The organism is Nitrosomonas sp. Nm34 (genome assembly GCF_900113925.1).
Taxonomy (GTDB): Bacteria; Pseudomonadota; Gammaproteobacteria; order Burkholderiales; family Nitrosomonadaceae; genus Nitrosomonas.
Genome location: NZ_FORD01000028.1, coordinates 12,587 through 39,477 on the forward strand (window position 1 = coordinate 12,587; position 26,891 = coordinate 39,477).

Below are 26,891 nucleotides of genomic sequence, written 5' to 3' on the forward strand. Positions count from 1 at the left end.
AGCCGACAAAGTCTATTTTGATTGGGAAATAGAATTATAGCTAAAACAGTTTGTTATCTCGGCAATGCGTGCCTCACGCACCCTAGCATTGATTAACTTAGGCAGATCAGTCGGATCCACATCGCTGCGCTTGAGTTCAGCAGCAATGGCGCCTGCATCAACATTTCTAGCAGCGGTAAATGCTTTAATTAATCGCTCAAATTGTGGATAGGGCTTATCAGCATAGCCTGGGCGACCGTGAAAATCACAAGCGCAGGCTTGGAGAAATGCTTGAAAACGATTGGGTTTACGGTACGCATCCGTTACCTGCAACATATCGGCAATCGTTGCCGAACGTAGCTCCTCAGCGCGATGCACATCCCCATGGAAGCGAGCCACCAGTAGTGCTAAATCTCGTTCCTCCTTCGGAACTCTAATACGTTCACTCATATCTTTCACTAATGCTACGCTGCGCATTTCGTGTCCAATGTGTCGCGGCCACTCATCTGGAGGGGTTGTTCCCTTGCCAAGATCGTGAGTAAGCGCAGCAAAACGAACAGTCAATGAATACTGGCGTGATGCTGCATAATCAATCGCCATCATGACATGCACACCGGTATCAACCTCTGGATGAGACTGTGCTGGCTGCGGAACACCGAATAACGCATCAACCTCAGGAATAATGCGCGACAACGCACTGCATTCCCGCAGAGCATAAAACATGCGGGAAGGATGATGCTCCATCAATCCACGCGCAATTTCCTGCCATACCCTCTCTGGCACCAGTGCCTCAGTTTCTCCGTTATGCACCATCTCTCTCATTAAAGCCAGCGTCTCAGGAGCAATATGAAAACCAAAGCGTGCAGCAAAACGGGCAACACGCAGTACCCGGACCGGATCTTCCACAAAAGCTGGGCTGATATGACGTAGCACACCTGCTTCAAGATCAGCAATCCCATTAAATGGATCGATAATATTACCATTTTGATCCTTAGCAATGGCATTAATCGTCAGATCACGCCGGGCTAAATCTTCCTGTAATGTCACCTCTGGGGAGGCAAAGACCTCGAATCCCTTATAGCCACGTGAAACCTTTCGTTCAGTACGCGCTAATGCATACTGCTCTTGAGTTTGAGGGTGAAGGAAAACGGGAAAATCCTTACCAACAGGGCGAAAGCCAAGCTGCACCATTTCTTCCGGATGAGAGCCTACCACAACATAATCATGATCTTTTACCGGCAGTCCCAGTAATTCATCACGTACTGCCCCCCCTACTCGATAAATTTTCATGAAAAGAACAATTATTGCTTAGGGGAAACAGTTCCCAAGCGTTGTGTTAATGTGAGTATAGGTTGGTGACCAAAGTTACTTGCATAATACATTGAATTATTTAAGACTACTTTGACATAATCACGCGTCTCGTTGAAAGGAATCGTCTCAGCATAAATTGCTCCTTCCAATGACCTTATGTCATCTCTCCACTGCTTAGCCCGACTTGGTCCAGCGTTATAAGCAGCCGCAGCCAATAATGGCTGATTATCAAATATAGTCAATACATGCTTCAAATAATAAGTCCCTAATCGAAGATTGGTATTGATATCAGTAACAAGATGATGATGAAAATTCTGCATACCTAATTTTTCTGCAACCCATTTTGCAGTGGCCGGCATTAATTGCATTAAACCCATAGCGCCAGCAGTCGATTTAACATCAGAAAGAAAGCGGCTTTCCTGGCGGATAAGGCCGTATACAAATGCTTCATCAAGCTCCTGATAGCGCAATACTTCTCTCATCTGCTCACGGTAGGGTGCAAGGTAACGCAAATTGAAGTTATGCTGTGATACAGTCTTGATAGCTGTATTGATCGCACGATCATATAATCCATAGCGGTAAGCCACCTCTGCAGCAGCTAACAATTGCGCGTCATTAAAATTACGGATTGTCCAGGCCCACTCACGATGTGCTTCTATGAGCAGATTGAGCTGGTATAGCGCAAGTGCACGCTGAATTCCCGGCACCCGCTGCATATCACTGATTTCTTGCATGCTGGGTTGATAATTAGTAGCTGGTTCACTAAGCATAACCCCCAACGCTTCTTTTGCCATTTGCCCATAATAACTGTGCTCCTGGCTAAGCGGCGCAAGAATCTCATTTGCCGCAACAAGTTCGCCTTTAGTTTTTAACGCTCGCGCCTTCCAGTAACGCCATACATCAGTTTGCTGCATAGCAGAGGGCATGCTCTCTATGCATTGCATCACGAGATCCCACCTCCCCTCTCGCAGTGCAACCCGAGCTTTCCAGGCAAGCTTAACCTCTGTAAGAGGATAGGCCTGCTTGCTGTTTGCAGCATCCAAAAACCAACCCAAGGTGCGGGGATCTTGCCTGATGGCTGCCCGGTATGCCAGAGCACTCATAAAGTAGGATTGATCGGATTCTGGAAATTGCTTGTGTATTTTGTACCAACGCGCATAAGCCTGATTCGTCCCGCTACGCAGTAGCTGAGAGAGGGCAAATAATGCAATTTCACGATCAGCCCGGGATTTAAAGTCATGCTGATATTTCTCCAGATAACGTTGCGGATTTTTAGCCGCCTCCTTGAGTTTCTGCTCATTAAGAGCCTGGTTATCTGGTAGATAGCGGCTAATATGCCTCGCTACCCCCGTATTCCCTGCTTCAAGCGCTAGTCTGATCCGAGACCAAATATCTCCCGATGATATTTGTCCTGAAGCAATCAACAGATTGAATACGGGAGTACAGCTATCAGGCAGATCACGCTCAGTCAACCAAAGCAATCGGGCTTCACCCGCTACCTCTCTATCTCTCACAGCTAGACGCTGCTGCAGAGAATAGCAGATGAGATCCTCATCTTTATTACTCAACTTTGGATATTCTTCTGCAAATAATACCCATTGTTGCTTTTTTCCAAGAATTCTTAACCAGTCTCCACGTAATCTATCTGCAACAAGACTATCCTCATGACGGGCAAGAAAAGCCCTAATGGTGTTAATATCCGTTGTTCCCAGATATAACCGTAATTGATAGTATTCTACATACGGTGCAAGCACATAATTTTGCAAGTTTCTTGCGTAAAATGCCACACGGACAGCATCTCCCTTCCTAAAAGCCTCTCGTATCGCCAAAAAATCTTCCTCTTGGCCAGCTACAAGCGAATTCATGTAACAGATCAGAAATAAACTGAATAAAAATTTTCTCATGCCAGAATTATTAAATTAATCCAAAATACAAGAGAGTAAACATCATTAGAAACCACAAGTCTTATCTGTCAGCTCTGGATTACCGCTCTACCCCATTGCGATAATCTATAGATGAAAAACCACAAAGCTCTATTGCAAGAAAATAGCCCATTTCCCATTACCTCAATATTTAAATGACACCTTGAGCCAGCATAGCATCAGCCACTTTAACGAAACCAGCAACATTGGCCCCATCCACATAATTTATACGACCATCTTCCTGCTCGCCATATTGCAAACATGCAGCGTGAATAGCTCTCATAATTTCCTGTAAACGTGCATCGACTTCTTCATGCGTCCAGAAAAGTCGCATCGCTTGTTGGCTCATTTCCAAACCCGATGTGGCTACTCCTCCTGCATTGCTCGCTTTACCTGGCGCAAACAGCACTTTAGCATGTTCGAAACGTTTCACAGCCCCAGCGGTACAAGGCATATTTGCGCCTTCTGCCACACAGATTACCCCGTTTTTGATCAAATGTGACGCATCGTCTTCACTAATTTCATTCTGTGTTGCACACGGCAAAGCAACATCTACGGGCACATGCCATGGTTTCTCTCCTGAAAGAAAACTCGCTCCTATTCTTTGGGCATACTCACTCACCCGACCATAAAGATTATTTTTCACATCTGACAATATTGCGAGTTTTTCAGGTGTGAATCCCGCTTCATCAACCACTGTTCCACTTGAATCCGAAATAGTCACCACCTTTGCACCAAAAGCCATTGCTTTTTCTATGGCATATTGCGCCACATTACCTGATCCTGATACGGCAATGCGAAGGCCATCTAATGATTGACCGACATATCTAAGCATTTCATCCACAAAATAAACTGTACCATAACCTGTCGCTTCAGGACGAACCAGTGAACCACCAAAACTGATTCCCTTACCAGTAAACACGCAATCTGAACGATTAGTCAATTTCTTTACCATACCCGCCATATAACCCACCTCTCGGCCACCCACACCAATATCACCCGCAGGAACATCTGTATCAGCACCAATATGGCGGAATAGTTCGCTTACGAAAGCCTGACAGAAACGCATGATTTCACCGGGACTTCTTCCTTTAGGATCGAAATCTGAACCTCCTTTACCACCTCCCATAGGGAGTGTTGTCAAAGCATTTTTAAACGTTTGTTCAAATGCTAAGAACTTGAGAATGGATAGATTAACCGAAGGATGAAAACGAATTCCCCCTTTATATGGGCCAATCGCCGAGTTATGTTGTATACGATACCCACGATTCACTTTTACTTCACCACTATCATCGACCCAGCAAACACGGAAAATAATGATGCGCTCTGGCTCAACGATTCTATCCAGTAAACCATGCTCAGCATAGCGAGGATTGCGGGTAATAAAAGGCCATAAACTTTCAACAACCTCAGTAACAGCTTGCATATACTCTACTTGGCCAGGGTTACGTTCAGAAACATAATTCCTGAACTCCTCAATATTCTTATACTTCATCCTGCATTTTCTCCTCTAAAATTAAATAAATGACCATTCCAGTTTTACACATTCTGCCATCAATCCATACTATTTCACTGGATTTTTATTCGATTGCAAATTATTTTTTTACCTGAAGAAAACGATATGCTGCGTGCTTATTAGCAAAGTACAAATTAGCCCATTCACTATATAAATAAATAATTCCATTTCTAAATCAAACATGACGTGAAGGCGAGCCGCAGACAGTATCACAACCATACGGCAAGGTGAAGCCGACAATGCCAGTTTTGATTTAAAAATGGAATAAGAATGGCATACGAACAAATTTTTTCACTTAATCATAAATACTAAGCAAAAAACAGGTGGATAGGAATTTTTTATAGAAAAAAATAAAGGATACATGACGCATCGTGCACGATTACATCATACTAGCTTCTTGTGAAAGTATCCGCCACGCTTTTATTCTATTTCTAAATCAAAATTGACTTTGTCGGCTTCACCTTGCCGTATGGTTGTGATACTGCCTGCGGCTCGCCTTCGCGTCCATTTGGAAATGGCATAACTTATTTCAAGCAACCATCAGCAGCAAGTACTTGTGGCCCAAGAGAAGGTTGATAGATTTCGACTATCTTGTAGCGGGATTGCGCCCCCTGTTTGATGGATACCTGCCGTAAAGGCACCTGAAAACGTTCTGCAAGAAATTTTAATAGCACTTTATTTGCCTTACCTTCAACAGGTGGAGCAGAAAGTCTTATTTTAAGCGCGTCACCGTGCAACCCTACCAATTCGGTATGCTTTGCGCCTGGTTGGATATAAAGCGTTAAAATAAGATTGCGATTGCCATCGTATTGATACCAGCTCATCAGAACATGACTGAAATTCCCTGTTGCACATTTTCCACAATCATTAACAGCAACTGTAACAGGATAATGGCGAATAAGGGCGATAGATCAACATTAGCGATAGGCGGAATATAGCGTTGAAAAATACTCAGAATAGGTCGTGTGAAACCGTCAAGTATTGGCGCCAATGGGCTGTAAGGATTAATCCAGGAAAGCACTGCTTGTACAATCAGCATAATCATTACAATGTACAACGTCATTCTAACAAGCTCAATCAATGCGAGCAGCCCAAATCCTATGAATGTACTTATAAGCGATGAATCGAGCCCATAACCTTTTAAAGTACTTACCCCCACAAGGATAATAAATTGTGCCAACCAGGCCAGCACCAATGTGGAAAGATCAAAGCCCCTCCAAGCAGGAATTACCCGGCGCACCGGCAGAACGATAAAATTAGTAACCGCAGCAAGAAATTTCGATAAGGGATTATAGTAAGGAGTACGCAACAATTGCATATAGAAGCGTAGCAGCAGCGCAAGGGAAAATAAGCCAAGTACAGTATCTAAAAGAAATATCAGTATTTGATTGGACATCACATGCTCCCTGGAAATTTTGATACTAAGAGTTTAAAGCTATAGGCTGCCTAATTCATCACCCATTTGTTGAGCACGCTTGAAAGCCACATGAACTGCACGCACAATTGCATTTTTAATATCCTCCTGCTCCATCTTTAGCAGCGCCTGCTCAGTCGTACCACCTTTCGAAGTTACCCGTGATCGTAAGATACCAATATCTTCTTCACTTTGACCTGCTAGTTGCACGGCACCTAAAAAGGTCTGCAAAGTCAACTGCCTTGCTTGTTCGATACTCAACCCCAACTCCACTCCAGCCTGCAGCATTGCTTCCATAAAATAAAAAACATAAGCCGGACCGCTACCTGAGATCGCCGTCACCGTGTCCAAAAGCGCTTCCTGTTCCACCCACAATACTAATCCCACTGCGTTCAGAATCGAGGTGGCATTTTCCTTCTGTTGATTAGTCACAGTCGGTAATGCATATAAGCCTGTGACTCCAGCACGAATCAAAGAAGGGGTGTTGGGCATAGCCCGTACGATATAGTCATAGCTTCCTAGCCAGCGAGATAAATCGGATGTCCGAATGCCCGCTGCGATAGAAATAACCAACTGACCAGCGAGTAAGGGAGCGAGTTGCTTCGCTACAGTAAAAAGCTGCTGTGGCTTAACGGCTAAAATGATCACATCGCGATCGATAATACCTGCTCTAAGCTCAGTCCCAGTTGTTACTCCAAATTGATGTTTGATTTTTTCCCGATTTTCTGCATTTATTTCTACCACATGTATTTGTGCTCCAGGGTAGTCTTGCTGCAATAGCCCACCAATCAAGGCACCAGCCATATTGCCACCACCAACAAACGTAATATTCATGTTATTCCCAAACTTATTTTTTCTATGCAAGCCATTACTCGCATTTAACTAGTTTTAATCATTAACGCCAATACATTCTCAGGCTAAATTTCGTTGCTTTGGCTTAGGCAACGGTCTTATTCCATTTCCAGATCAAAACTGGCTTTGTCGGCTTTACCATACCGTATGATTGATATTGCTTGCAGCTCACCTTTGCGTCATTTTTGATTTAGAAATGGAATTAGCGTTTAAATATATTTATGATTATCGTGAGCACGATACTTACGATAATCATGGAAGTAATGGGGATAAAAACCTTTATTCGTTCTGTTTCTATCCTGATATCGCCAGGCAATTTACCAAACCAGCTTAATAGCCAGGGAGCTACATGCAATATTGCACCCAGAATAAGCAATATTGCGCCTGCAATCATGATCCATCGTGCCATAAAATCCATACTCAAAAGTAACGTTCATATTAGAAAGGTTGGAATAGTATGCTGGCAGACCTAATAGATAAGCGAGCAACTCATTTTTGACACTCTGGACAATAAAAGCTTGAACGTTGTCCTTGCTTAATCTGTTTAATCATACTGCCACATATTCGGCATGGCTGGTTTGCCCGGCCATATACCCAATATTGCTGCTGGAAATAGCCTGGACTCCCATCGCATTTAACAAAATCTCTTAAACTGCTGCCGCCAGCTTCTATTGCTGCACTAAGAATTGTCTTGATGGAACAAGCCAATTTCTCATATTGACTCAGACCAATTTTACCCGCCATTGTTCTCGGATGGATACCGGCACGAAATAATGCCTCATTAGCATAAATGTTACCTATACCCACCACAATCCGATTATTCATCAGAATTTCCTTAATACTGCTGATACGATTCCGTGTCCTCTCATATAAGCTTTTTCCATCAAAAGATGGACACAACGGCTCCTCACCGAGCTGTGCCAGCAAGGGGTGTTGCATGACATCTCCTGTATTCCACAAAATTGCTCCAAAACGACGAGGATCTCTGAAACGAAGAATGACACCATTGGCAAGTTCCAAGTCAAAATGATCATGCTTCTGCGGTGGAACTTGAGCAAATATTAAACGCAAACTTCCAGACATACCCAAATGCACAATCAACGTCCCTTTGCTGCAAATGAGCAGGAGATATTTTGCACGTCGGACGATTGCAGTAATTTCCTGTCCTACCAGAATCTCTTCAAGACTACTCTGAATCGGCCATCGCAGGCAGGGATTCCTAACTATCACATGCACGATACGCTGATTTAACAAATATGGCTCAATGCCTTGCCGCGTGACTTCGACTTCAGGTAATTCAGGCATTATTCCGCAAAGACCGCTTGCTCCTTATGAATCGAAAAAGGATCCAGCAATCGTTTACCGATACTACTGGAAAAATGGTAACGTATGCCTTCGTCTTCACGCAATAAGGTTAGCTCAGATTCATTCTGTTCAGCAATCAATTTAATCTTTCTTCCATCTTGCAGCATAATACTGATTTCTTCTCCGTCCGTATCCACTTTACCAGAATTCAGTGTCAGATAGCTGGCATGAACCAATTGCCAGTTCTGAACCCACTGATTTAACTCATCCTGACTTAATGCCTGCTTCACATGCGGCGAATTCACTTGCCAGTGCTTTTCCTGCTTCAAATGAATATGCGCCAATTCAAACTCAACTGGAATCTCATTTTCCGCAAATACTTTTGAATCCAGCAGATCGGTAGGCAATACTGGCAACGTCGCAGCGTAGCGGGGCGAAATCAGAAATACCTGCTGCCTTGTTGCCAGATATTGCTCGCCGGTAATAGGCGCCAGATCGCCAAAACTGAACAATTCTTGATCGACTTGCAGCTCAAGAACGGGTGATGCTAAACCATAGCGGCTCAGATTTACGGGTGGTAAAAGATGCTGGCTGGTTGCAGAGAGCATTTCAAGGATGCGTTCAACTTTTACGTCATTGACTCTGCCTTGCACAGGCTCTCTCATCTGCCAGCGATTACCCGACCGACTTAATTCAATCAGGGTGTCTTGTCTAGTGATACGGATATGCTGCACTGCTTCCGCAGCGAGCGATGAAATTTTATAAGATTCCTCTTCCTGTAACGAAGGTTTAATGTAGAGAAACGCTGCCAGCGCCATGACGGTGACAAACATAATCAGATTAAGCCAGGAATGGGAATGCATAGGATTACCTCCTCCTACGATGCCACCAAATCATTATTCCGCTCGCCAGAAACAGCAAGGGAAACACAATGAGAAAGACAATAACAATCACGGTTAATGCAGGTTCTTTTAATATTAATTGACTATCAATGGTTGCCCGAGGTTGAATAGTAATTAAATCCTCGTCACCTGCAAGCCAGTTGACCAGATTCATTCCAAAATCGATATTACCGCCATTCCCCAGATAGGTATTTGCCAGCAAATGTCCGCTTCCAACCACAACGATACGCTGCTCGCGCTCATCAATAGTACGTTTCAATGCCACTGCCACGCTAACCGGACCCGCCACATCATCAGTTTCATTAAAAGTAGGCGCATCATTCAACTCTCCAGTCTCCACCCACCCTTCTGGCGCCACTTCAACCAATGAAGTACCCTGCCATTTCTCGTTTTCATTGAAAATAATCTGTCGTGCAAAAGGAAATACCGAAATAAAATCAAAATCCTCTGTGATAGCATGTTGTCCATAAATTGTTCCCAATGCAAACGTGATAGGCGCTCTCAATCGTTTAGCCTGGGGGTCGACCACCACACCGGGTGTGAAAGTCAAATCTAATTTTTCAGCCAGCGGCAACAAGCCATATAATGATTCTTGGTCTACCAACCATAATAAATTGCCGCCACGCTCGATGTAATCAAGCAATATATCTACTTCACCAGCCATCAAATCAGTTTGTGGAGAGGCAATGATAAGCACACTTGTACTGGATGGGATTTCCATTGTGCTGGCTAGATTAAGTGCTTCGCCTTTAAAGCCATTTTCTGTCAATTTCTTGCCAAAGTCTCCCATATCACGATTAGCAATACCATCTAGCTTGCGTTCACCATGGCCTGAAAGCATCATCAATTGCTTTTGATCAGATCGAGCCAATCGCATCAATGCATTGGTAAAGGTTTGTTCATTAATAGTGGTAAGATGTTCGCTTCGATCATTAAAAGCTATCACCATTTCGCCATTCATTCTGACGCCTGCTTCTTCAGCAAGATGAGGATGCTCAATGGGATCAATAAAGTTAAGCGTAAGATCAGGCTTAATTCGCTGGTAGGCAACAATAAAATCGCTGATAATTTTTCTGATATCGCCTAGCTGAGGATCTTGGTGAGTGGCATAAACCGTGACAATCACTGGACCATAGAGTTTTTGTACCACATCCAGGCTGGCCTTACTCAAGCTATTACGATTATTCTGACTGATATCCCATTGTGTACGAAACTCAAACGCCAGATAACCCAGCATACTAACCAATACCAAGAGCAACACAACAAATAACCCATTTTGTAACAGCAAATGGAGTCGCAATTTTTTATTAACTGTAATCATTCAGATCATGTACCCAAAAACACTGGCAATCCAGGCTCACCCATGAAGCCGTTTTCCATCCAGGCGACGAATAGTCAATATGAGAAAAGTAAGGATAAAAAGAACCAAAAAAGCGAGACTGAATGAATCAATCAAACCACGATTGAAGCTTTCATAATGTCTGAGCAAGGAAAAATTCTGTATAACACTACTTGTATTAGTTGCCACTACATCTGCTATCCATAAAGCCAGTAATATACCTAATGTCCCTACCGCAGCAATGGCTGGATGGGAAGTCAAGCTGGATATATATAACCCAATAGAAATAAAACAGGCAGCCAGCAGTGATAAACCGATCATATTGCTTAATAGCAAGCCAAGATCCATTGTTCCTCCAATGAGCAAAGAAAGAGACAACAGCACCGCAAGCAGCATAGCTAATAAAAAGAAGATCATTAACCCCAGGAATTTACCCACTACAATAGCCGTCAAGGAAATTGGGGCAGAGATTAGCAAAGTCATAGTGTGGTTACGCCACTCTTCTGCCATCAGGCGCATCGTTAACAAAGGTGTGGCTACCAACAATACTAAGGAGGCTACCGCAAATACCGGCACTATAATAACTTCTGTCGCCCCGGGCGGATTAGCAATCTGCATGAGTTGTGATTGCAGCTCTAAAAAAGCATCGAGTTGCCCCAAAAAGACCCAAGTTAGCATTAGCTGGATCAGTGCAAGAAAAGTCCAAGCCAAGGGTGAAACAAACAACAACTTAAGTTCCTTACTGGCGATAGTCAGAATCATCTTCTTAATTCCCGGTATGTCCATTTCTTAGAGTGAATTGCTCAAAAATTCGCTCAAGGTTGAGATTTTTTTGTTTGAGTTCTGCTAGCGCAGCGCTAAACACCATCGTGCCCTGGTTCATAATTTGAACTCGATCACATACACCTTCGACTTCCGGCAGTATATGTGTAGAAAGAATCACGCTAGAAGCTTTACCAAGCTCACGAATTAGTATTCGAATTTCTCTTATTTGATTAGGATCTAATCCGATAGAAGGTTCATCAAGAATAATAACCTCAGGCTGATGAATAATCGCCTGGGCAATACCTACACGTTGTTGATACCCTTTGGATAATGTATTGATCAGCCGCTTTCCTATATCATTGAGACCGCAACGTTGTTTGACTTCGGTCAATACAGAATCGATTCTTGATAAATTAACATGGTGCAATCTAGCAGCAAACCGGAGATATTCATCCACTGTTAATTCCTTATACAATGGTGGGTTTTCAGGCAAATAACCAATATAGCATTTGGCCTGTTGAGGATGTTTAAGCAAATCGATCCCACAAATTTGCACACTACCACTCGTTGGAGCCAAGTTACCTGTCAGCATCTGCATTGTCGTGCTTTTTCCCGCCCCATTAGGACCTAACAAACCTAATACTTCACCTCGTCTTAATTCCAGATCAACTTGGTGCACTGCAGTATGCTTACCGAAATTGCGGCTGAGGTTACAAGCAGAAATAGTCACATTGGGAATATCATTCACTAGCATACTCGGTTTCAAAATTAACGATTAAATAAATTAATGTTCGTACACCACCACCAACAGCAGCAAATCAATAAACATCCATTAATTTTTCAGATAAAGTATTTATAAACACCATGATGTCACTGAAGATTAAACGAATCGTTGCCATCATCATGGCCATCAATTATTCCAATTAAATTTTAACTTTAGAACATTCTCTCTAGAAATTGTCTAAAGAGCTATTGTATCAACCTATTCTATCAGGCCGTTCCAATCGATTGCCACAGTGTTGCGTAATAGCAACAAACTGGTTTGACAAAAACAAAAACATGGACTCATAATCCGCTCAAGTAATGCATTAATTATCAATTTATTAATGAGTGTCACGAGATCGCATCAGCAGCAAATGATTTTGTGGGGGTTGTTTTGAGTGAATCAAAATTACAAAAAAGGACAATAGCATGAAAAAGAGAACGTCGACCAGGAAATACCTAATAGAAGCAATCGTTTTATCGCTACTCTTAATTTCAACAATGGCTTTGGCTGAAACACAAGCCGGGACATATTATAAGCAAGGCGAAAGTGATGCAGCGAAAATACCAGGTTATAATGTAAATGATCGCGGAGTAATATCCAGAAACACTACAGGCTTATGTTGGCGCACCAGGGATTGGACAGAAGAAAATGCGGATTGTTCATGTGACCCACAGGCTCCTAAATGTCAAAAACCGGTAGAACAGGTTGCCGCGCCTACTCCCCCTGCTCCGATCACCGCACCAGAAAAAATCACTTTTTCTGCGGATGCGCTATTTGATTTTGACAAGGCTGTCCTTAAACCTCAAGGAAAGGAATCTTTGGATGACTTTGCCAATAAACTGAAAAATATTAAATACGATCTTATCATTGCTGTCGGTTATGCCGATCGTATCGGTTCAGATGACTATAATAAACAACTCTCCATGAGACGTGCTGAAGCAGTTAAGAATTATCTAGTTACTGCCAATGGCATCAGCCCAGACCGTATTTTTACGGACGGGAAAGGAGAGGCTAACCCTGTGACGGGTGATAGTTGCGTAGGCACCAAGAAAACCAAAGCATTAATTGATTGCTTGGCACCTGACCGTCGGGTAGAAATTGAAGTAGCAGGCACACAAGAAGGTAACTACTAAGATTAGTTTCAGATTTCATATAAAACAAAAAGCCCTGCCGTTCCGCAGGGCTTTTTTATTAAAATGCAATAAAAAGGGCCGGTCTGTAACCGGCGCTTCAATTTTGGAGCACCTCGGATCATTCCGGATGAACCAGAAAACTTGTATTGATCGATCCGGCTATAGTGATTAATAATGGCATGGGCAAAGTTATCCTGCCAAATTTACAGACATGAATACAGTTCCCTTCTCTTAATCATATTAGCCTGAATTATCATGTGATCATCCCAACCTTACTCAACTTGTGCACTTAATATCATAACTATTACGCTGATCAGCTCGATTTACCCGTGCATATTCACCTACATGAAGCTCACGATGAAATGATGCACAGCCTAAATACCTGTGGGCTTTGTCCACTTGCGCGTTTATATCAGCATGGTCTGCTTGGCTCCAAGCTGATTGGGGCACACATGATCCATTTGATCGAAAATGAAATTAAATTACTCAGACAACCAGATTGTAATAATTCACCTTGTCCTTCACCTGATCTCAAGCTAGCGAGCGGATTTGCTCTAGTTAGTGATTTATTAGCACATGGACTCAATGTTTGTATTGGTACAGATGGTGTGCTGATAGTAACCATTGCATGGGGCTCGATAAAATCGTAGGTTCCTTTAGCAATTGGCAAAGCCGCAGATATCAAACCCATCGATTTCTCGGGTCTTACACTGTCTTACACTTTGTCCTTGCTTTGATCCTATTTCACATCTTGTTTATGTTGCAGACCACGAACTTGTTATTCGATTTCCAAATCAAAAACGACGCGAAGGCGAACCATAGACAGTATCAATAATACGGCAGGGTGAAGTCGACAAAGTCAGTTTTCATTTAGAAATGGAATTACTCGTGTTTGGGTCAATGGCAAACTATTGCTGGATAACAGAGAACTTGCTACTCTGAACGAAAATAATCAATCGAGCACAATATATAATGGCAAAAACGCCTCAATAGCAAAAATATAGGGTAGAAAATCTCATGGAAAATGATGGTATCAATGCAGATCCGATCGAACTGGAAAAATTCAGTCAACTTGCCCATCGTTGGTGGGATCCTAATAGTGAATTTAAACCACTACATGACATTAATCCATTACGGCTTGATTACATTGATCAACTAAGTGGAGGGTTGAAGGGGAAAACTGTGGTAGATGTCGGCTGTGGCGGTGGCATATTATCTGAAGCAATGGCTGCACGCGGAGCCAAAACAACAGGCATTGATTTGAGTGATAAGGCACTCAAAATTGCTAAACTTCATTTGCTCGAAAGTGGGCAGCAAGTTGATTATCGGAAAATAACGGTTGAAATGCTTGCTAAAGAACAGCCGCACCATTTTGATATTGTCACTTGCATGGAAATGCTGGAGCATGTACCCGATCCTGCCAGCGTAATAAAAGCATGCGCTCAGCTAACTAAACCCAATGGCTGGGTCTTTTTCTCGACCATTAATCGCAACCCGAAATCTTATCTCTTTGCCATTCTCGGGGCAGAATACATCCTTAAATTATTACCCAAAGGCACTCACGAATACGCTAAATTTATCAAGCCTTCTGAACTTGCGCGTATGGCGCGTGCCGCAGGATTAAGTGATGCCAAAATTATTGGTATGACCTACAACCCTCTTACTAAAGTGTATGCACTCGAGGCTGATACCAGTGTCAACTATATCATGGCATTTCGAGCTTAAAAGCGGATAAATGATCAAAGCAATTCTTTTCGATTTTGATGGCACAGTTGCTGATACTGCGCCTGATCTAGGTCATGCACTCAATCGACAGCGCATAGCAAGAGGATTATCTCCTTTACCGATTACCCTTATCCGTCGTTACGCATCAGCTGGATCACGTGGATTATTACATCTTGGTTTCAATCTGAAGCCTGACGATGTAACCTACGAAGCGATGCGCGAGGAATTTCTACGCTTTTACGCCGAACGTTTGTGTCATGATACTTGCTTATTTCCAGGCATAGCTAATGTAATTGATCAGCTCGATATTCGCAATCTGCCTTGGGGAATAGTAACCAACAAACCCGCTCGCTTTACTCGCCCCCTCGTGCAAACATTAGGGCTACACCAGCGGGCCGCCTGTATTATCAGCGGCGATGAGACAGCTCATACCAAACCCCATCCGGAACCCTTGCTCACCGCATGCCGTCAAATGGATGTTTCCCCACAGAACTGTATTTATCTCGGGGATGATCTTCGTGATGTCCAAGCCAGCGTGGCGGCTGGAATAAAACCGATTGTTGCGCGTTATGGCTATTTAGGTAATGATGCACCACCCGAATCCTGGGGCGCAGATCATCTCATTAATCATCCAGAAGACTTGCTCAATTATATTTAAAACACTTCATTAGAATCAACTTAGAGATTCTGTTAAAATTATATTCTTGAACTTTTTCGTATCCATACAATCTTATCATCAGTATAAATTATCTTGGGGGCGATACGGCTTCGACGTGGGTTGCAAAGCAGTGCAGGGCATACCGAGGATCAGTTACCTCGTAAATACATCTGAAAAAAAATAGTCGCAAACGACGAAAATTACGCTTTAGCCGCTTAATCCGGCTGAACTCCACACCGGTGGGCCTCAACGCCGGGTCTGGCAACAGACAGTGGAGTCACTAACGAGGATCGTATTTTGCAGGGTTACTTTGCGAAGTACTAAATAATAGGTAACTCGCCTTTCATCAGCCTGCCAGCTGGCGGGTGACAGGTTAAATTAAATAAGCTTGGCTAAGTATGTAGAACTGTCTGTAGAGGGCTTGCGGACGCGGGTTCAATTCCCGCCGCCTCCACCAATTCAATATCCAAGAAGATCCAGCAATATCCTAGAACCCGCATAAACGCGGGTTTTTTATTGCATTTATTGTCCAACAAAGGGTAACATTGCACAACTGCATCCACTTTTAGAAAGGGGTAACTCTCCGGGGTAACCCCGAAACTCAAAAAGGAGTTACCCCAAATGCCCCTAACTGATACAGCAATCCGCAATGCCAAGCCCGGCGTAAAGCCTATCAAACTATTTGATGAGCGAGGACTATTCCTGATTGTTACCCCTACTGGTGGCAAATGGTGGAGGTTCCGTTTCAAATTTGATGGCAAGGAAAAATTGTTATCTCTTGGTACTTATCCGGACATAAGTCTGAAAGATGCTCGTTACCGTCGTGATGAAGCACGTAAGTTGCTGGTCAATGGCGTTGATCCAAGTGCAAACCGTAAAGCGATGAAATCTGCCAGGATAGATCGAGCAGCAAACAGCTTTGAAATTGTAGGACGAGAGTGGTTCTCCAAATACTCACCAACCTGGGCATCGAACCATGGTGATCGTATTATTCGTCGTTTCGAACGAGATATCTTCCCGTGGATTGGCGGCCGACCCATTGCTGAAATAACTGCACCCGAGTTACTTTCTGTAATTCGTCGGATTGAAGACCGTGGCGCACTAGAAACCGCGCATAGAGCGCTCGGCAATTGTGGACAAGTATTTCGTTATGCCATAGCAACGGGTCGCGCTGATCGTGATCCTTCTGGTGATCTACGCGGCGCACTTCCCCCGGTCAAAGGAACACATTTCGCAGCCACCACCGAACCAAAACGTGTAGCTGAAATTCTGCGGGTCATGGATGGTTACGAAGGCACACTGACAGTTCGCTGCGCTTTACGTCTTGCTCCATTGGTTTTTGTTAGACCTGGAGAATTACGCAATGCACAGTGGGCTGATATTGACATTAAAGCAGCCGAATGGCGTTACACCGTCACTAAGACCAATACACCACATATCGTTCCTCTCTCCAGTCAAGCTATTGCAATATTACAAGAACTGCAACCCCTTACCGGAAGCAGCCGGTTTGTGTTCCCGAGTGCTCGTAGCTTTAGCCGACCTATGAGTGATAATGCCATTCTTGCAGCCATGCGGCGTCTGGGTATTGATAAAGAAGAAATGAGTGGCCATGGTTTTCGAGCAGTAGCACGAACCATTCTTGATGAAGTATTAGGGATTCGACCTGATTTCATTGAGCACCAGCTTGCTCATGCTGTACGTGATCCTAATGGACGAGCATATAACCGCACAGCACACCTACCCGAACGTAAGATAATGATGCAGCAGTGGGCAGATTATCTGGATAAATTAAAAGCCGATCAGAAGCGGTACCGATACTGATACCGATACATCACTTTGCCTAACTTTCATAAATTACACAAAAAGAAATCAGGATGGCCGATAAACCTAAAAAACTGACCCGGGCAGAGATTGATGCTATGAGCCACGAAGAACGCAGGCGCTGGGTTGAGGAGAAGATGAATGAAACTGCATCTCAAAAGATCAACGACGTGTTAGCTTATATAAAAGTAAATCCCCAATGTGGAAAGCTTTTCTGTGAGAAGATTCTTGAAGCATTTAATTCCGACGACGCTGGTGGATTTCCGGAATTGTTGCTTAGATTACAAGACTCAAGAAAAGGGAAATCCCGAGGAAGCAGGAAAACTTGGACCAAACAACGCTATCTTAATATTCTTATACGTTATGAATTACTCGTTAAGTTGATTGGCCGAGAAGAAACCCAAAGAGTGATTGGTGAATCGGAAGGAATTGGGGTCAATGGAAAGGATGGTTTTAATCCTAAAAAAGTTGAGGAAAGAATCACTGAAGCCAGAAAAATCATCCTAGAAGATGAGCTAAATAAGTACCTACCCGATTATATGAATATAAAAAAGTTATAGGCAAATGTTGGGTGCCCCCCCTAATTGAGATAATAAAGGGGGCTGACCACACTGCTCCTCGGTGGTTAAATGTGGACATCATTAATTCACATGGAGCAAAACTGAATGCCACGTTTCATAGCTAACAAGCTACATCATCAATCTCATATCGGAAATCCAAAAGCAACACTTCCAATGCATGCAAGTATTCAGATACATCATCTCCCAGAAACCGGGTATCTACGCATTCATCATATTATCGGGAATCCAAAGGCAATACCGCCAATTCCAGCAATCATCCCTGTCAGCAGAAGTGCCTGGTGGGCAGGCGTTAAATCTGGCCGTTATCCCCAACCCGTACGTACGCTAGGACTCAGAATTACTGCCTGGTCAGTAGAAAGTATTCGGGCACTGATTAAGCAAACCGGAAGTGAGGATAACAATGCGTAACAAGAGGAAAGCTCCAAAAACACACCTCAGATCCGGGTTGATCAACTTTACACCCTCGCCTTGGGTAAAAGATGACAAAAATTGGTTCTCAGCTAACGCATCACTTTCTTATCGTATTCGGCGTGTTTATGACCACGAGGCTCCTGAAGAATTTAATGAAGGGTTAACCCATGTACTGGTCAGGCAGACAATGCCGGGCTATCGGGAAAGAATATTTCTAACTGATCCACCGAAGGGTTCTGGATTTGATTCTCTGCCGGATATTGACGAAATAGGTTTCATTTTGTGGGAAAAGCTTCATGATGGATCAACACGTGTATGCCTGAACGAGATAGTCCGTTCAGCTCGCCTGATGAGTATGCCGGGAGAGATGCAGTGATTCACGCTATCGCCGGGAGGACAGAAGATTTGATTTCTGATTCCAACATTCTTATCAAAGTGATAGAGCCAATTGTCGCACGCGTACGTACTGATACTCACTGGATAGCAGAGAGGGGCAAACCCCCACGGTGCATTAAAGAACCGCTGACAAGAGCCAAGCTGATTAAACACCTTACTAATGGTCCGCGCTGCGGTGTTGCGCCTATCAAACCTGGCACATCAGTGACAAGAGTGTCCGTAATCGATTTTGACAGCCACCAGGGCGAGACCGAGTGGGAAGATATGAAGGTTATCACGATGGATGTCGTTCAGGCACTTAGAGACCGGGGATTCTCGCCAATCGTGTTTAGATCTTCCGGTGGCAAAGGCGTACACTTATACCTCATTTGGGACAAACCCCAAGATGCATTCAGTGTAAGGAAATTTTTACAAGACACACTCCTCACTGTTGGGCTTTCTGTTGGCACAAAAGGAGTGGCCCAGGCTCAAGTAGAGATCTTCCCCAAACAGGACGTTGTTGAGGAGGGTAAATTTGGCAACATGTTTGTCCTACCATTAGCAGGGCACTCGTGTCCGCTCGATCCAGATTCACTTAGTGATATCGATAAAGCCAATGCTCTGCAGATACGATGGAAGATATCACCTAATGTGCCAGCGGCGAATAAGCCTGAACCAAAGACCGCTCGTACCCAACCCGTAAAAGGAGAACTAGAGAGCGGTGCAGGCCTGGGGAGACTTCGGTCAGCCTTAGATGCGATTCCATATGGGAACGCTGATCAGTTTGGCTACCAGCGGTGGTTGAATTTTGTACTCGCGATTCACCATGCCAGTGCTGGTTCCGCTGAAGGACTTAGGTTAGCACACGACTTCTTTTCGCGGGCAACTGAATATGACGGGGAAGAAATCGATGAACTGTGGAAAAGAGCTGACTCTACTCGGAGAGAACGACCGGTTACAGAAGATACGATCTATTGGGAAGCGCGCAAGCATGGGTGGAGCGACCCCAAAGATTTGGACGATTTTGAGGATCTGACCCAGACAGAAGTGAGCAGTTCTGTAAAACTTCCTTCCTTCGTTCGCAATGAGCGAGGCATACTGTCAACTATGGATAACCTGGTTAAGGGGATCGGATGTAGAGAAGTATGTGGTATGGATGTAGCCCATGATACTTTTCGTGATGAGATCATGTACAGTACTGATGGCGGTGAAAGCTGGGTACCTTTTAAAGATGCAGACTATACCCAGCAACGTATTAACCTCGAACGCAAGGGCTTCAAGCCGCCTACCAAAGATAACATACGTGAGGCTGTTCTGTATGTTGCAATGAAGAATGAGTTTGATAGTGCCCAGGTCTGGTTAAACCGGCAAGAATGGGATGGAGTAAACCGTGTCGAAAAGTTCCTTTCCGACTATCTCGGCGTTGCCGATACACCCTATCACCAAGCAGTATCACGCTATCTGTGGACTGCTCTAGCTGGCAGAGTCCTGCATCCTGGGTGTAAGGCTGACATGGTAGTTGTTCTGACAGGCAAGCAAGGCACGCGTAAGTCTAGTGCAGTAGCTGCACTATCACCCGATCCTCAGTACTTTGCTGAGATGAGCTTTAGCGAGAAAGATAATGATCTTAGTCGCAAGATACGCGGCCGCCTGGTCATTGAGATTGCTGAGCTCAAAGGCTTGAACTCAAGGGATGCTGAACACGTCAAGGCTTGGATTACCCGACAACAAGAAGACTGGACTCCTAAGTATCGAGAGTTCAATACCATCTATCCAAGACGTGCCATCCTGGTAGGCACCACTAACTGCGAGGACTTCCTCTCTGATGAGACTGGTAACCGTCGATGGTTGCCAGTAAAAGTAGAAGGCATCATCAATGTGGATCGAATTATACAGGATTGCCCTCAACTGTGGGCTGAAGCCTGCGAGATGTTCAATAAAGCTGGCCGCATTGATTACCTGGAAGCAGAGACCTTAGCTGCCGAGATTCATGTTGAACATATGATGAGTGACCCATGGGATTCATTTGTGGCAGAGTGGCTGAAGAACAGGCTAGCTATCCATACAAATGGTTTTGATGATCCACCGCGTGATTATTTGCAGACACACGAAGTGCTTATAAGTGCTCTTGGCTTTCATCCAGCAAGTATTAAGCAGTGTGATGAAACGCGTATCGGCAAGGTCTTAATAAGGCTTGGCTATAAGAAAACAAGGAAGCGTATAAATGGCCATCAACCGCGGGTATACGTTCCTACCGTTCCCACCATGTCTTCCCAAGGTAGGAACGCGGAGAGCCAGTTAAATTAAGCATTTCGCCCATTGTTCCTACTGTTCCTACCTAATCTTGTAAAGGAGGATAGATATATACAGAGAGTATTGGGAGAGCATAAAGGGAAGATTACAATAGTACTGTGGAATAGGTAGAAGAAAAAGGTAGGAACAGTGGGAACAAGGGAACTATGAGATATAAGTGATTAAATAGTATAAGTAAATTAAGCGCATGCTGAGAACATGGTAGGCGCAGGTGAGAACAGGTTGGGAACACCAAAAGATGCGCAAAACAAATTGCTTAATTATTTCGTAAAAAGCATGGGGAGAAGAATAATGGGTGGTTTTAGAAGCGGACAATGGCGTCGCGGCAGAAACACGACAAAAGATTATCTGGCACTCGACGTACGTAAATTACAACGAGACGGTTATCTCACTTCAGACCGAATCTTAACCATCCGTTGGTTTTGCAATCATAGAAAGATTGGCACAATCAATATAACGACTCAATCTGATCATATCGTTATGAAATATCACTATCAGCACGAGAATGATGACCGGCTGCCTATGGAATACATCGTGAAACTGGAAAGAACGCTCTGCAATTATGGGGAGCAGCGTCCCTGGTTTATCTGCCCTGTAACAGGCTGTGGCCGCCGGGTAGCCATTCTCTATGGTGGCAAGGTGTTCTCTTGTCGGTATTGCCACAAGCTGGCTTATGCCTCGCAAAGAGAAGACGTGCATGATAGAGCTTTACGTCGGGCAGACAAAATACGGGAACGACTGGGCTGGGAACCTGGCATCTTGAATGAAATGGGTGAGAAGCCAAAAGGAATGCATTGGCACACCTTCGACCGTTTGATTGATGCACATAACATTATCTTTGAAGCAAATCTGAGAAAGTTGGCGAAACAATTTGGAATAAAGCTTAAGACAGGGCATCCACAATGCTGAACGGAATGGCTCCGAGCAGAAATAAGCCAACCTGTTTCCAGAGAATCTGGATAAAGCCGAAATCAGCCCGAGAAAGATTGCCGATAAATTGTGCGATGCTCTGCAATGGAACTGCCCGTGCCGCGTCCACTGTCGTTACCAATAGCAGCGAGAATAGAAGCACGCGCTCAGAAAAACAGCTGCGCCTGAGATCGCTGCAGCCGAGAATGCTGTGGCGAATAGTAACATGAGATCTGGTATCAGGTTTTAAGGGTCCATTATTCACTAATACTGTGCGTGTTGATGGAAATGTTATGCTTTGTTGACCGAAATGACGAAAACCGATATCCCAAGGATGTCAGCTAGATTCTGTAACGCAGCTGGAAGTGTCCTCTCGGTTACAAGTACTGCTCGCGCGGTTGGGGGGAAAAGGAGTGCTTTTTGCTCTGACCGAAGAAGGGCTTGATACTTCACAGCTTGGAATAAACCGCGATTCAAGTCAGCATTATTTGAAATTATAGACTTTACCTCCACGCCGAGGTATCCATTCTCGGTTTCAAAAACGATATCCGCCTTATCACCGGAGGCGAACAAGTATTCTTCTTGACCATTCTTTGTGTTTCTCGGCAGGCCGACAACATGTGGGTTTGTGGCAACAAAGTCCTTCACGTTTTTGTGTTGTTTGCTTTCCTCTTCTGAAGACCAACCGCCTCTGCCAGGCTTTTCGATATTGTCCACGTCAACGACCTCCTCCTCAATGCCATCGTGAATAGGGTGAAGCTCATATTCTGTTAGCACATCATCCCAATACTCATAAGAAAAGATGTCTTGGTGAATTTCCTCAACGATGGCCCGTTTCTCGTCTTCAGACATACTGTCCACGCTTTCATCGGGCTCATAATACCGCTGAAGGTAATAAGTTCACCCCTTTTCCGGGGAGGCCATTGCCTGCGTTCACGACTATTGCATTCAACGGGGGAATCGGTTCCCCCCACTCTTCTTCCGTCTCGATCAGTGCGCTTCCTATTGAACCTGCTGGATAGCCATATTGAACAGCCATAACATGGTGGCCGAGTCCCCTGTTTACGATCTCTTGATCTAACTGCCCATATGTAATTGTTCTTCCATTTTTTGCGCACCATATCAGGATCGGTAGTGCAGCTCGCGCAGTTACCTTTGTCCAGCTATCGCCTTGTAGCGCTTCTGGTAATGGCATATGTTCACTCCTTTTCTATGCATAACAGATACTTATATAATTCCTATATATTTTCTATGCTTTTAGCATTTATAGCAACTTTGCTGCTATAAATGCTAAAATTGCTAACAGTATATCCAAATAAAGCTATATACAATTCTGGAGGTCATCACTGCCCTTACTGTTTCACACCTTTCTGCTTATCCTTTGACTAATTTATCGATCAAGTGCTAATCTGTTTTAGTTAAATCTAGATTTAAGCAGGGAGCAATTCTTTCTTACCCCCTTCTATGCTGTCAGTACAATAGCGCATGAATCGGAAAAACAACTCCAAAAAGCCCACTTTTTTATCGGCCTAACCACATGCGCCATTATGAGAATATGCTTTGAACCATACGTGGCTGGTTTAGCTACATAGATCTGCCGAACCAGAAGACTTCGGTTTGTATGCAGATGCACTACCCAAACTAGTTGATGTCAACTTACCAAACCCGTTCCTTGAGCGCAGGATAAATCATGCACCCCTGCACCAGAACATAAATGAACCGATGCTCCTGTGCTCGCAACCAACCCTTCATGATGCTACGTCACCTCTACCGCCCGCCTCTGCTACTCCCATTGCCGCAGCCACTACCCTGAACACACTGGATGAATTCGATCTGTTCAGCGATGAACGGGAAGCACTGGCGAAGTACAGCGTATACCAAGAGGAGTTGAGCCAAGTTTTAACTATCGCCAAGCATCCGTTTGGCAAATCTGCAATAGATGCTGACTGACAAGATCGACCGCCTGCCATATGATTTAAAAGCTGCCGCGAATGAACAAATCAAAAAACGGGCATTTAGGCGATTTTCTCTGTTGCGGGTACTTATATGCCCTTACTTGAAAATTTCACTCACGTCAACTATGCGTTAAATCGCATATAATTATTATTCATGTGCAGAAGTTTAAAATTGTTTTGATAGTGGGTGATATCAGTATGTGATTCATCAATAGAAATCGAATTAAATCAGATTGGAGATGGTACAAAATTAATTTTTAACGCTTAAACATACCGACATCAAAAAAGTGAAGCGGAGCGCAGCTTTTTTGATGTCGGTTATGACATTGTTAGGGTCAGTTTTCTTTGATGTCGTTTAAGGCCTCAAGTATTGAAGGCTCGGTAATATCTGCATAAGTTTCCGCCAGTGCCTCATATAGATTCCTTCTTACGGGAAGAGGATACTCCTGTGACCTGATTTTTGCTTGCACCTCATAATCCCCATAAGAGGTTAGCTCTTCAGCAAAATCAACCTCTTTATTTCTAGCTTCCCGAACGGGATCATAATACGCCGGATGAAGATAGTATGTTACTGCATAGGTATCGTCGGGCGCATCCTTGACTGAAAGTCTAAGTTTGTAATGATTGTGATTTTTGGATTCGATTTTTTCAGGCTCCCCATTGGAACCTAGTACAAAAGACGCTATAAGTTTTGGTGATTTTATGTTCATATTGCACCTCAATCGCGATCAACGCTTGGCGCTGGTAGCCAGAAACTTGAGTACTTCGATATTAGTTGATTGCAATAAGCATCGACTTCATTTTCTATACCAGGCTCTGGGCCACTAAACTGCCAAGAGCGCTCTGCTATATTCCTATCGACCAATTCGTACAGCTTTGCTTGAAGTGTTGGAAGTTTCTCCATCGGGGTTTCAGTTGCCAGCACTTGCAATAACTGATACTCAATTTGCATGCACTGTTGCTTGCAACTACGAAGTAGGCTACATCTTTTTTCAAGGTCTTCGCTACGTATGTAAAACTTGATAAGCCCCCAAATGACAAGTAGCACTATGGCCATCCATCCAAGCCAATTGCCAGAAAGGAACTCAGCTACAGTTGAAGGGTTGCCTACAGGGGCAGAAGTTCCCTGGCCTCCTGACAAAAAAACCATAACTGGATTGGCTATTCCGAAACCTGCAAGTAGAACAAATACCTCTCCTAGGTAAGAGTAAGCAATATACACCCTGTAAGGAGTCCATTTGTTAAGCCTTTTTCCAGTGATTAGATACGGACAAATTTCGACTCGTAATTTTCTCTCTATTGGATGCACAAGCTTCTCCTTTTAGGATCTATTAAATCCTAATGCCTCAAATCAGCCACGCAGTTCACTGCGTCGGCTGCATTTGATTGTTAGGCTTCCTCCTGCCATTTTCGCCATTGCTTGACAACAAGTTTAAGAGCTTATATATGCCGCTTGGCTGCGCAAGATCAATGTACAAATATGATGCGAGATCATTCGGAATATTTCCCTTGTCTAGCATGACAGGGAAGATTCTTGCCTTTGGCTCTTCTCCGCGTTTTTCACTTATATTTCTCAGATCAAGGTACAGTTTAAGTTCTGATTTTGCAAATCCGGATTTATCAACTGAGTTCGCAGTTAAAACAGGGAGTATGTAATCAGACTTCTTTAATCCTTCTTGTATAGCTTCAATCCAGTTCTCACCAGGACGCAAGTCTTTGGTATCAATCCAGACGTTAAAATTGTGCTCTTCTAGTGCCTTCGTTAATTCTGATACTCGGTCGCGATCCTCCTTTGCATAACTAAGAAACACCATTTTTTTAGGCTCAACACCTCTTGAAGAATTAGCGGTATATCTCGCGATAGATTTTTCCCAAAGTTTCTGTTCTGTACGTGTCGCGATAAATTTAAAAAGCACAGCTATAAATGCTGTAAACGTTGTGGCAAGTATTGCGAACAATTCTACGCTAATTCCTGATATTTCAAATTTAGCAAGAATTGCTATAAATGCGATTGCGACGCTTGCCAATGACGCAAGAGCTGATAACCATACGAGTTTGAATTTATTTCTCATCTTAAGTCACCCCCTTCACCAAAAGAACAAATGCTACTAGCAGGCCAGCACCAACTAAATTGGCGATCACGCCGAGCCAAATAATCTGCGCTCGTGGGTCGTCGTTGCGGGGTTCCCAATCTTGATGTGTTGACATTATCCAAAGCAAGAGAAAGAAAGTAGTAGCAAGAAAACTACCTGTCTCTGCATATTCTCTCGGAGAGACTGGATTCGATCCAGTCTGATTGGCTGCAACCAAATCAAAGATAAAAACCAACGCAGCTGACATAGCTGCCAGCGTAAATTCAACCCCAAGGAAAAAATCTTGTCTTTTCCATGTGGAGCCACGAACAAGTTTTTTAGCCATTGCTCCTGATAGGAGCAATGCGACTGGTATTCCAATTGCTATGAAGTATGGATTTTCGAGCCACATATAATTCGGATTTTCCTAAAACCTAGCTAGAATTAGACATCCGAAATGACAAAATGTATTACATCAAAAATGAAATCAAACACAATAAGCCACATGCTATCTCTTAAGTTTTATAAAATTTTGCAGTTTAACTTTTATCATAACAAAACTTATTAGATCCACAAATATGACGAATAAACTATTATTTTTGGGCTAGTTACATGACAAGTTATCACACCTTATAAAATAGCAAGACGACTAGCTCCTTACTGCTTCACATTTGACATATTTGCCAATTAAATGCTAGGGTCTGTTGACGTTTTAAGATAAGTATTTCATAGGTAGAAACAAACTCGTAATATTGGGGTTCCCATACCACCCACAAAACGAGTTTGCGATGCCCCGAATAATGCTCAATGATGAGTACTGGTCGAAGCTGGAGAAGATTCTGCTTCAAGAATCGATTTATAACAAGC

General features: G+C 43.6%; 30 protein-coding genes, 1 other RNA gene and 1 pseudogene. 12 read left to right on the plus strand and 20 right to left on the minus strand.

The annotated features are described in order from the left end of the window. Positions 1-12: 12 nt before the first annotated feature. The 12 genes from BM283_RS11190 to BM283_RS11245 form a co-directional block, all read right to left on the minus strand. A complete protein-coding gene (locus tag BM283_RS11190) occupies positions 13-1,269 on the minus strand; it encodes a multifunctional CCA addition/repair protein (RefSeq protein ID WP_090693095.1) in 1,257 nt (418 codons plus the stop codon). A gap of 11 nt (positions 1,270-1,280) precedes the next feature. Beyond that, positions 1,281-3,155 (minus strand): transglycosylase SLT domain-containing protein, encoded by a 1,875-nt coding sequence (locus tag BM283_RS11195; protein WP_254776339.1) that lies wholly within the window; start codon positions 3,153-3,155, stop codon positions 1,281-1,283. A gap of 208 nt (positions 3,156-3,363) precedes the next feature. Beyond that, on the minus strand, positions 3,364-4,707 hold the full coding sequence (gene gdhA / locus BM283_RS11200; protein WP_090693099.1) for an NADP-specific glutamate dehydrogenase: 1,344 nt from the start codon (positions 4,705-4,707) through the stop codon (positions 3,364-3,366). 545 nt (positions 4,708-5,252) lie between these two features. Next, a complete protein-coding gene (locus tag BM283_RS11205) occupies positions 5,253-5,552 on the minus strand; it encodes a DUF167 domain-containing protein (RefSeq protein ID WP_090693101.1) in 300 nt (99 codons plus the stop codon). Beyond that, entirely contained in the window at positions 5,552-6,124 is a 573-nt protein-coding gene (locus tag BM283_RS11210) for a YggT family protein (RefSeq protein ID WP_090693104.1), read from the minus strand. Before BM283_RS11210 ends, BM283_RS11205 begins: the two co-directional genes overlap by 1 nt. 39 nt (positions 6,125-6,163) lie before the next feature. Further along, positions 6,164-6,976 (minus strand): pyrroline-5-carboxylate reductase, encoded by an 813-nt coding sequence (proC, locus tag BM283_RS11215; protein ID WP_090693106.1) that lies wholly within the window; start codon positions 6,974-6,976, stop codon positions 6,164-6,166. Between the two features lie 220 nt (positions 6,977-7,196). Beyond that, positions 7,197-7,403, minus strand: a complete 207-nt coding sequence (locus tag BM283_RS11220) for a DUF2905 domain-containing protein (protein ID WP_046851559.1) — start codon at positions 7,401-7,403, stop codon at positions 7,197-7,199. A gap of 80 nt (positions 7,404-7,483) precedes the next feature. After that, a complete protein-coding gene (gene mutM / locus BM283_RS11225) occupies positions 7,484-8,299 on the minus strand; it encodes a bifunctional DNA-formamidopyrimidine glycosylase/DNA-(apurinic or apyrimidinic site) lyase (protein WP_090693108.1) in 816 nt (271 codons plus the stop codon). Further along, entirely contained in the window at positions 8,299-9,162 is an 864-nt protein-coding gene (locus BM283_RS11230; protein WP_090693110.1) for a DUF4340 domain-containing protein, read from the minus strand. Before BM283_RS11230 ends, mutM begins: the two co-directional genes overlap by 1 nt. 4 nt (positions 9,163-9,166) lie before the next feature. Further along, entirely contained in the window at positions 9,167-10,522 is a 1,356-nt protein-coding gene (locus tag BM283_RS11235) for a GldG family protein (protein WP_090693112.1), read from the minus strand. Between the two features lie 36 nt (positions 10,523-10,558). Continuing rightward, positions 10,559-11,302, minus strand: a complete 744-nt coding sequence (locus BM283_RS11240; RefSeq protein WP_090693114.1) for an ABC transporter permease — start codon at positions 11,300-11,302, stop codon at positions 10,559-10,561. Between the two features lie 4 nt (positions 11,303-11,306). Beyond that, positions 11,307-12,059: an ABC transporter ATP-binding protein gene (locus BM283_RS11245; RefSeq protein WP_175492108.1), complete on the minus strand. Its 753-nt coding sequence runs from the start codon at positions 12,057-12,059 to the stop codon at positions 11,307-11,309. A gap of 437 nt (positions 12,060-12,496) precedes the next feature. Here BM283_RS11245 and BM283_RS11250 point away from each other — a divergent pair, with 437 nt between their 5' ends. The 11 genes and pseudogenes from BM283_RS11250 to BM283_RS11295 all read left to right on the plus strand — a co-directional run bounded on the left by BM283_RS11250 (position 12,497) and on the right by BM283_RS11295 (position 21,997). Further along, positions 12,497-13,204, plus strand: a complete 708-nt coding sequence (locus BM283_RS11250; RefSeq protein ID WP_090693117.1) for an OmpA family protein — start codon at positions 12,497-12,499, stop codon at positions 13,202-13,204. Positions 13,205-13,524: 320 nt separating this feature from the next. Continuing rightward, positions 13,525-13,854, plus strand: a pseudogene (locus BM283_RS11255) (amidohydrolase family protein); the annotation flags it as partial. A gap of 367 nt (positions 13,855-14,221) precedes the next feature. Next, positions 14,222-14,929 carry a bifunctional 2-polyprenyl-6-hydroxyphenol methylase/3-demethylubiquinol 3-O-methyltransferase UbiG gene (ubiG, locus tag BM283_RS11260; protein ID WP_090693120.1) on the plus strand — a complete coding sequence of 236 codons (708 nt, stop codon included), beginning with the start codon at positions 14,222-14,224 and terminating at the stop codon, positions 14,927-14,929. A 10-nt stretch (positions 14,930-14,939) separates the two neighbouring features. Beyond that, complete coding sequence (locus BM283_RS11265; protein ID WP_090693122.1) at positions 14,940-15,587, plus strand: HAD family hydrolase; 648 nt, start codon at positions 14,940-14,942, stop codon at positions 15,585-15,587. Positions 15,588-15,682: 95 nt separating this feature from the next. Beyond that, positions 15,683-16,044, plus strand: a transfer-messenger RNA (tmRNA) gene (gene ssrA, locus BM283_RS11270). A gap of 164 nt (positions 16,045-16,208) precedes the next feature. Further along, positions 16,209-17,408, plus strand: a complete 1,200-nt coding sequence (locus tag BM283_RS11275; RefSeq protein ID WP_090693124.1) for a tyrosine-type recombinase/integrase — start codon at positions 16,209-16,211, stop codon at positions 17,406-17,408. A 53-nt stretch (positions 17,409-17,461) separates the two neighbouring features. Beyond that, positions 17,462-17,968, plus strand: coding sequence for a hypothetical protein (locus tag BM283_RS11280; RefSeq protein WP_090693125.1), 507 nt, complete (start codon positions 17,462-17,464; stop codon positions 17,966-17,968). A 105-nt stretch (positions 17,969-18,073) separates the two neighbouring features. Further along, a complete protein-coding gene (locus tag BM283_RS11285; RefSeq protein ID WP_217646504.1) occupies positions 18,074-18,397 on the plus strand; it encodes a helix-turn-helix transcriptional regulator in 324 nt (107 codons plus the stop codon). Then, a complete protein-coding gene (locus BM283_RS18115) occupies positions 18,390-18,776 on the plus strand; it encodes a hypothetical protein (protein ID WP_139225258.1) in 387 nt (128 codons plus the stop codon). Before BM283_RS11285 ends, BM283_RS18115 begins: the two co-directional genes overlap by 8 nt. After that, the gene (locus BM283_RS11290; protein WP_090693128.1) at positions 18,716-21,082 is read left to right on the plus strand and encodes a VapE domain-containing protein; all 2,367 of its coding nucleotides are present in this window, start codon (positions 18,716-18,718) and stop codon (positions 21,080-21,082) included. The genes BM283_RS18115 and BM283_RS11290 overlap by 61 nt, the downstream gene beginning before the upstream one ends. A 297-nt stretch (positions 21,083-21,379) precedes the next feature. Further along, positions 21,380-21,997: a hypothetical protein gene (locus BM283_RS11295; RefSeq protein ID WP_090693129.1), complete on the plus strand. Its 618-nt coding sequence runs from the start codon at positions 21,380-21,382 to the stop codon at positions 21,995-21,997. Here the strand turns inward: BM283_RS11295 and BM283_RS11300 are convergent. From BM283_RS11300 to BM283_RS11310, 3 genes are read right to left on the minus strand one after another with little or no spacing between them, the layout of a single operon-like run. Continuing rightward, entirely contained in the window at positions 21,972-22,262 is a 291-nt protein-coding gene (locus BM283_RS11300; RefSeq protein ID WP_090693132.1) for a hypothetical protein, read from the minus strand. The two genes, BM283_RS11295 and BM283_RS11300, sit on opposite strands and share 26 nt — an antisense overlap. A gap of 26 nt (positions 22,263-22,288) precedes the next feature. After that, positions 22,289-22,849: a hypothetical protein gene (locus tag BM283_RS11305; protein WP_090693134.1), complete on the minus strand. Its 561-nt coding sequence runs from the start codon at positions 22,847-22,849 to the stop codon at positions 22,289-22,291. A gap of 22 nt (positions 22,850-22,871) precedes the next feature. Beyond that, the gene (locus BM283_RS11310) at positions 22,872-23,192 is read right to left on the minus strand and encodes a hypothetical protein (RefSeq protein WP_090693136.1); all 321 of its coding nucleotides are present in this window, start codon (positions 23,190-23,192) and stop codon (positions 22,872-22,874) included. Between the two features lie 527 nt (positions 23,193-23,719). Between BM283_RS11310 and BM283_RS11315 the strand changes: the two genes are divergently transcribed. Further along, on the plus strand, positions 23,720-23,947 hold the full coding sequence (locus BM283_RS11315) for a hypothetical protein (protein WP_139225259.1): 228 nt from the start codon (positions 23,720-23,722) through the stop codon (positions 23,945-23,947). 340 nt (positions 23,948-24,287) lie between these two features. On the opposite strand, the gene BM283_RS11320 is transcribed toward BM283_RS11315, so the two are convergent. From BM283_RS11320 to BM283_RS19475, 5 genes are all read right to left on the minus strand, one after another. Next, positions 24,288-24,662 carry a pYEATS domain-containing protein gene (locus tag BM283_RS11320; RefSeq protein WP_090693140.1) on the minus strand — a complete coding sequence of 125 codons (375 nt, stop codon included), beginning with the start codon at positions 24,660-24,662 and terminating at the stop codon, positions 24,288-24,290. An 8-nt stretch (positions 24,663-24,670) separates the two neighbouring features. Then, the gene (locus BM283_RS11325; protein WP_090693143.1) at positions 24,671-25,261 is read right to left on the minus strand and encodes a hypothetical protein; all 591 of its coding nucleotides are present in this window, start codon (positions 25,259-25,261) and stop codon (positions 24,671-24,673) included. A 55-nt stretch (positions 25,262-25,316) separates the two neighbouring features. After that, a complete protein-coding gene (locus BM283_RS11330) occupies positions 25,317-26,024 on the minus strand; it encodes a toll/interleukin-1 receptor domain-containing protein (protein ID WP_090693144.1) in 708 nt (235 codons plus the stop codon). A gap of 1 nt (position 26,025) precedes the next feature. Then, positions 26,026-26,436, minus strand: coding sequence for a hypothetical protein (locus tag BM283_RS11335; RefSeq protein ID WP_090693147.1), 411 nt, complete (start codon positions 26,434-26,436; stop codon positions 26,026-26,028). A gap of 253 nt (positions 26,437-26,689) precedes the next feature. Then, a partial coding sequence (locus BM283_RS19475; protein ID WP_217646505.1) for a hypothetical protein occupies positions 26,690-26,891 on the minus strand: 202 nt, incomplete at its 5' end.

Bases quoted from the DNA above. Each gene is read 5' to 3' on its own strand.
- BM283_RS11240 (WP_090693114.1), bottom strand. From the start codon at position 11,302: ATGATTCTGACTATCGCCAGTAAGGAACTTAAGTTGTTGTTTGTTTCA.
- BM283_RS11290 (WP_090693128.1), top strand. From the start codon at position 18,716: ATGCCTGAACGAGATAGTCCGTTCAGCTCGCCTGATGAGTATGCCGGG.
- BM283_RS11230 (WP_090693110.1), bottom strand. From the start codon at position 9,162: ATGCATTCCCATTCCTGGCTTAATCTGATTATGTTTGTCACCGTCATG.
- BM283_RS11245 (WP_175492108.1), bottom strand. From the start codon at position 12,059: ATGCTAGTGAATGATATTCCCAATGTGACTATTTCTGCTTGTAACCTC.
- BM283_RS11210 (WP_090693104.1), bottom strand. From the start codon at position 6,124: ATGTCCAATCAAATACTGATATTTCTTTTAGATACTGTACTTGGCTTA.
- BM283_RS11310 (WP_090693136.1), bottom strand. From the start codon at position 23,192: ATGCCATTACCAGAAGCGCTACAAGGCGATAGCTGGACAAAGGTAACT.
- BM283_RS11250 (WP_090693117.1), top strand. From the start codon at position 12,497: ATGAAAAAGAGAACGTCGACCAGGAAATACCTAATAGAAGCAATCGTT.
- BM283_RS11330 (WP_090693144.1), bottom strand. From the start codon at position 26,024: ATGAGAAATAAATTCAAACTCGTATGGTTATCAGCTCTTGCGTCATTG.
- BM283_RS11190 (WP_090693095.1), bottom strand. From the start codon at position 1,269: ATGAAAATTTATCGAGTAGGGGGGGCAGTACGTGATGAATTACTGGGA.
- BM283_RS11220 (WP_046851559.1), bottom strand. From the start codon at position 7,403: ATGGCACGATGGATCATGATTGCAGGCGCAATATTGCTTATTCTGGGT.
- BM283_RS11285 (WP_217646504.1), top strand. From the start codon at position 18,074: ATGCCACGTTTCATAGCTAACAAGCTACATCATCAATCTCATATCGGA.
- BM283_RS11295 (WP_090693129.1), top strand. From the start codon at position 21,380: ATGGGTGGTTTTAGAAGCGGACAATGGCGTCGCGGCAGAAACACGACA.
- BM283_RS11315 (WP_139225259.1), top strand. From the start codon at position 23,720: ATGCTCCTGTGCTCGCAACCAACCCTTCATGATGCTACGTCACCTCTA.
- gdhA (WP_090693099.1), bottom strand. From the start codon at position 4,707: ATGAAGTATAAGAATATTGAGGAGTTCAGGAATTATGTTTCTGAACGT.
- BM283_RS11235 (WP_090693112.1), bottom strand. From the start codon at position 10,522: ATGATTACAGTTAATAAAAAATTGCGACTCCATTTGCTGTTACAAAAT.
- BM283_RS11320 (WP_090693140.1), bottom strand. From the start codon at position 24,662: ATGAACATAAAATCACCAAAACTTATAGCGTCTTTTGTACTAGGTTCC.
- proC (WP_090693106.1), bottom strand. From the start codon at position 6,976: ATGAATATTACGTTTGTTGGTGGTGGCAATATGGCTGGTGCCTTGATT.
- BM283_RS11275 (WP_090693124.1), top strand. From the start codon at position 16,209: ATGCCCCTAACTGATACAGCAATCCGCAATGCCAAGCCCGGCGTAAAG.
- BM283_RS11305 (WP_090693134.1), bottom strand. From the start codon at position 22,849: ATGTCTGAAGACGAGAAACGGGCCATCGTTGAGGAAATTCACCAAGAC.
- BM283_RS11265 (WP_090693122.1), top strand. From the start codon at position 14,940: ATGATCAAAGCAATTCTTTTCGATTTTGATGGCACAGTTGCTGATACT.
- BM283_RS11335 (WP_090693147.1), bottom strand. From the start codon at position 26,436: ATGTGGCTCGAAAATCCATACTTCATAGCAATTGGAATACCAGTCGCA.
- BM283_RS11195 (WP_254776339.1), bottom strand. From the start codon at position 3,155: ATGAATTCGCTTGTAGCTGGCCAAGAGGAAGATTTTTTGGCGATACGA.
- ubiG (WP_090693120.1), top strand. From the start codon at position 14,222: ATGGAAAATGATGGTATCAATGCAGATCCGATCGAACTGGAAAAATTC.
- BM283_RS18115 (WP_139225258.1), top strand. From the start codon at position 18,390: ATGCGTAACAAGAGGAAAGCTCCAAAAACACACCTCAGATCCGGGTTG.
- BM283_RS11205 (WP_090693101.1), bottom strand. From the start codon at position 5,552: ATGAGCTGGTATCAATACGATGGCAATCGCAATCTTATTTTAACGCTT.
- mutM (WP_090693108.1), bottom strand. From the start codon at position 8,299: ATGCCTGAATTACCTGAAGTCGAAGTCACGCGGCAAGGCATTGAGCCA.
- BM283_RS11280 (WP_090693125.1), top strand. From the start codon at position 17,462: ATGGCCGATAAACCTAAAAAACTGACCCGGGCAGAGATTGATGCTATG.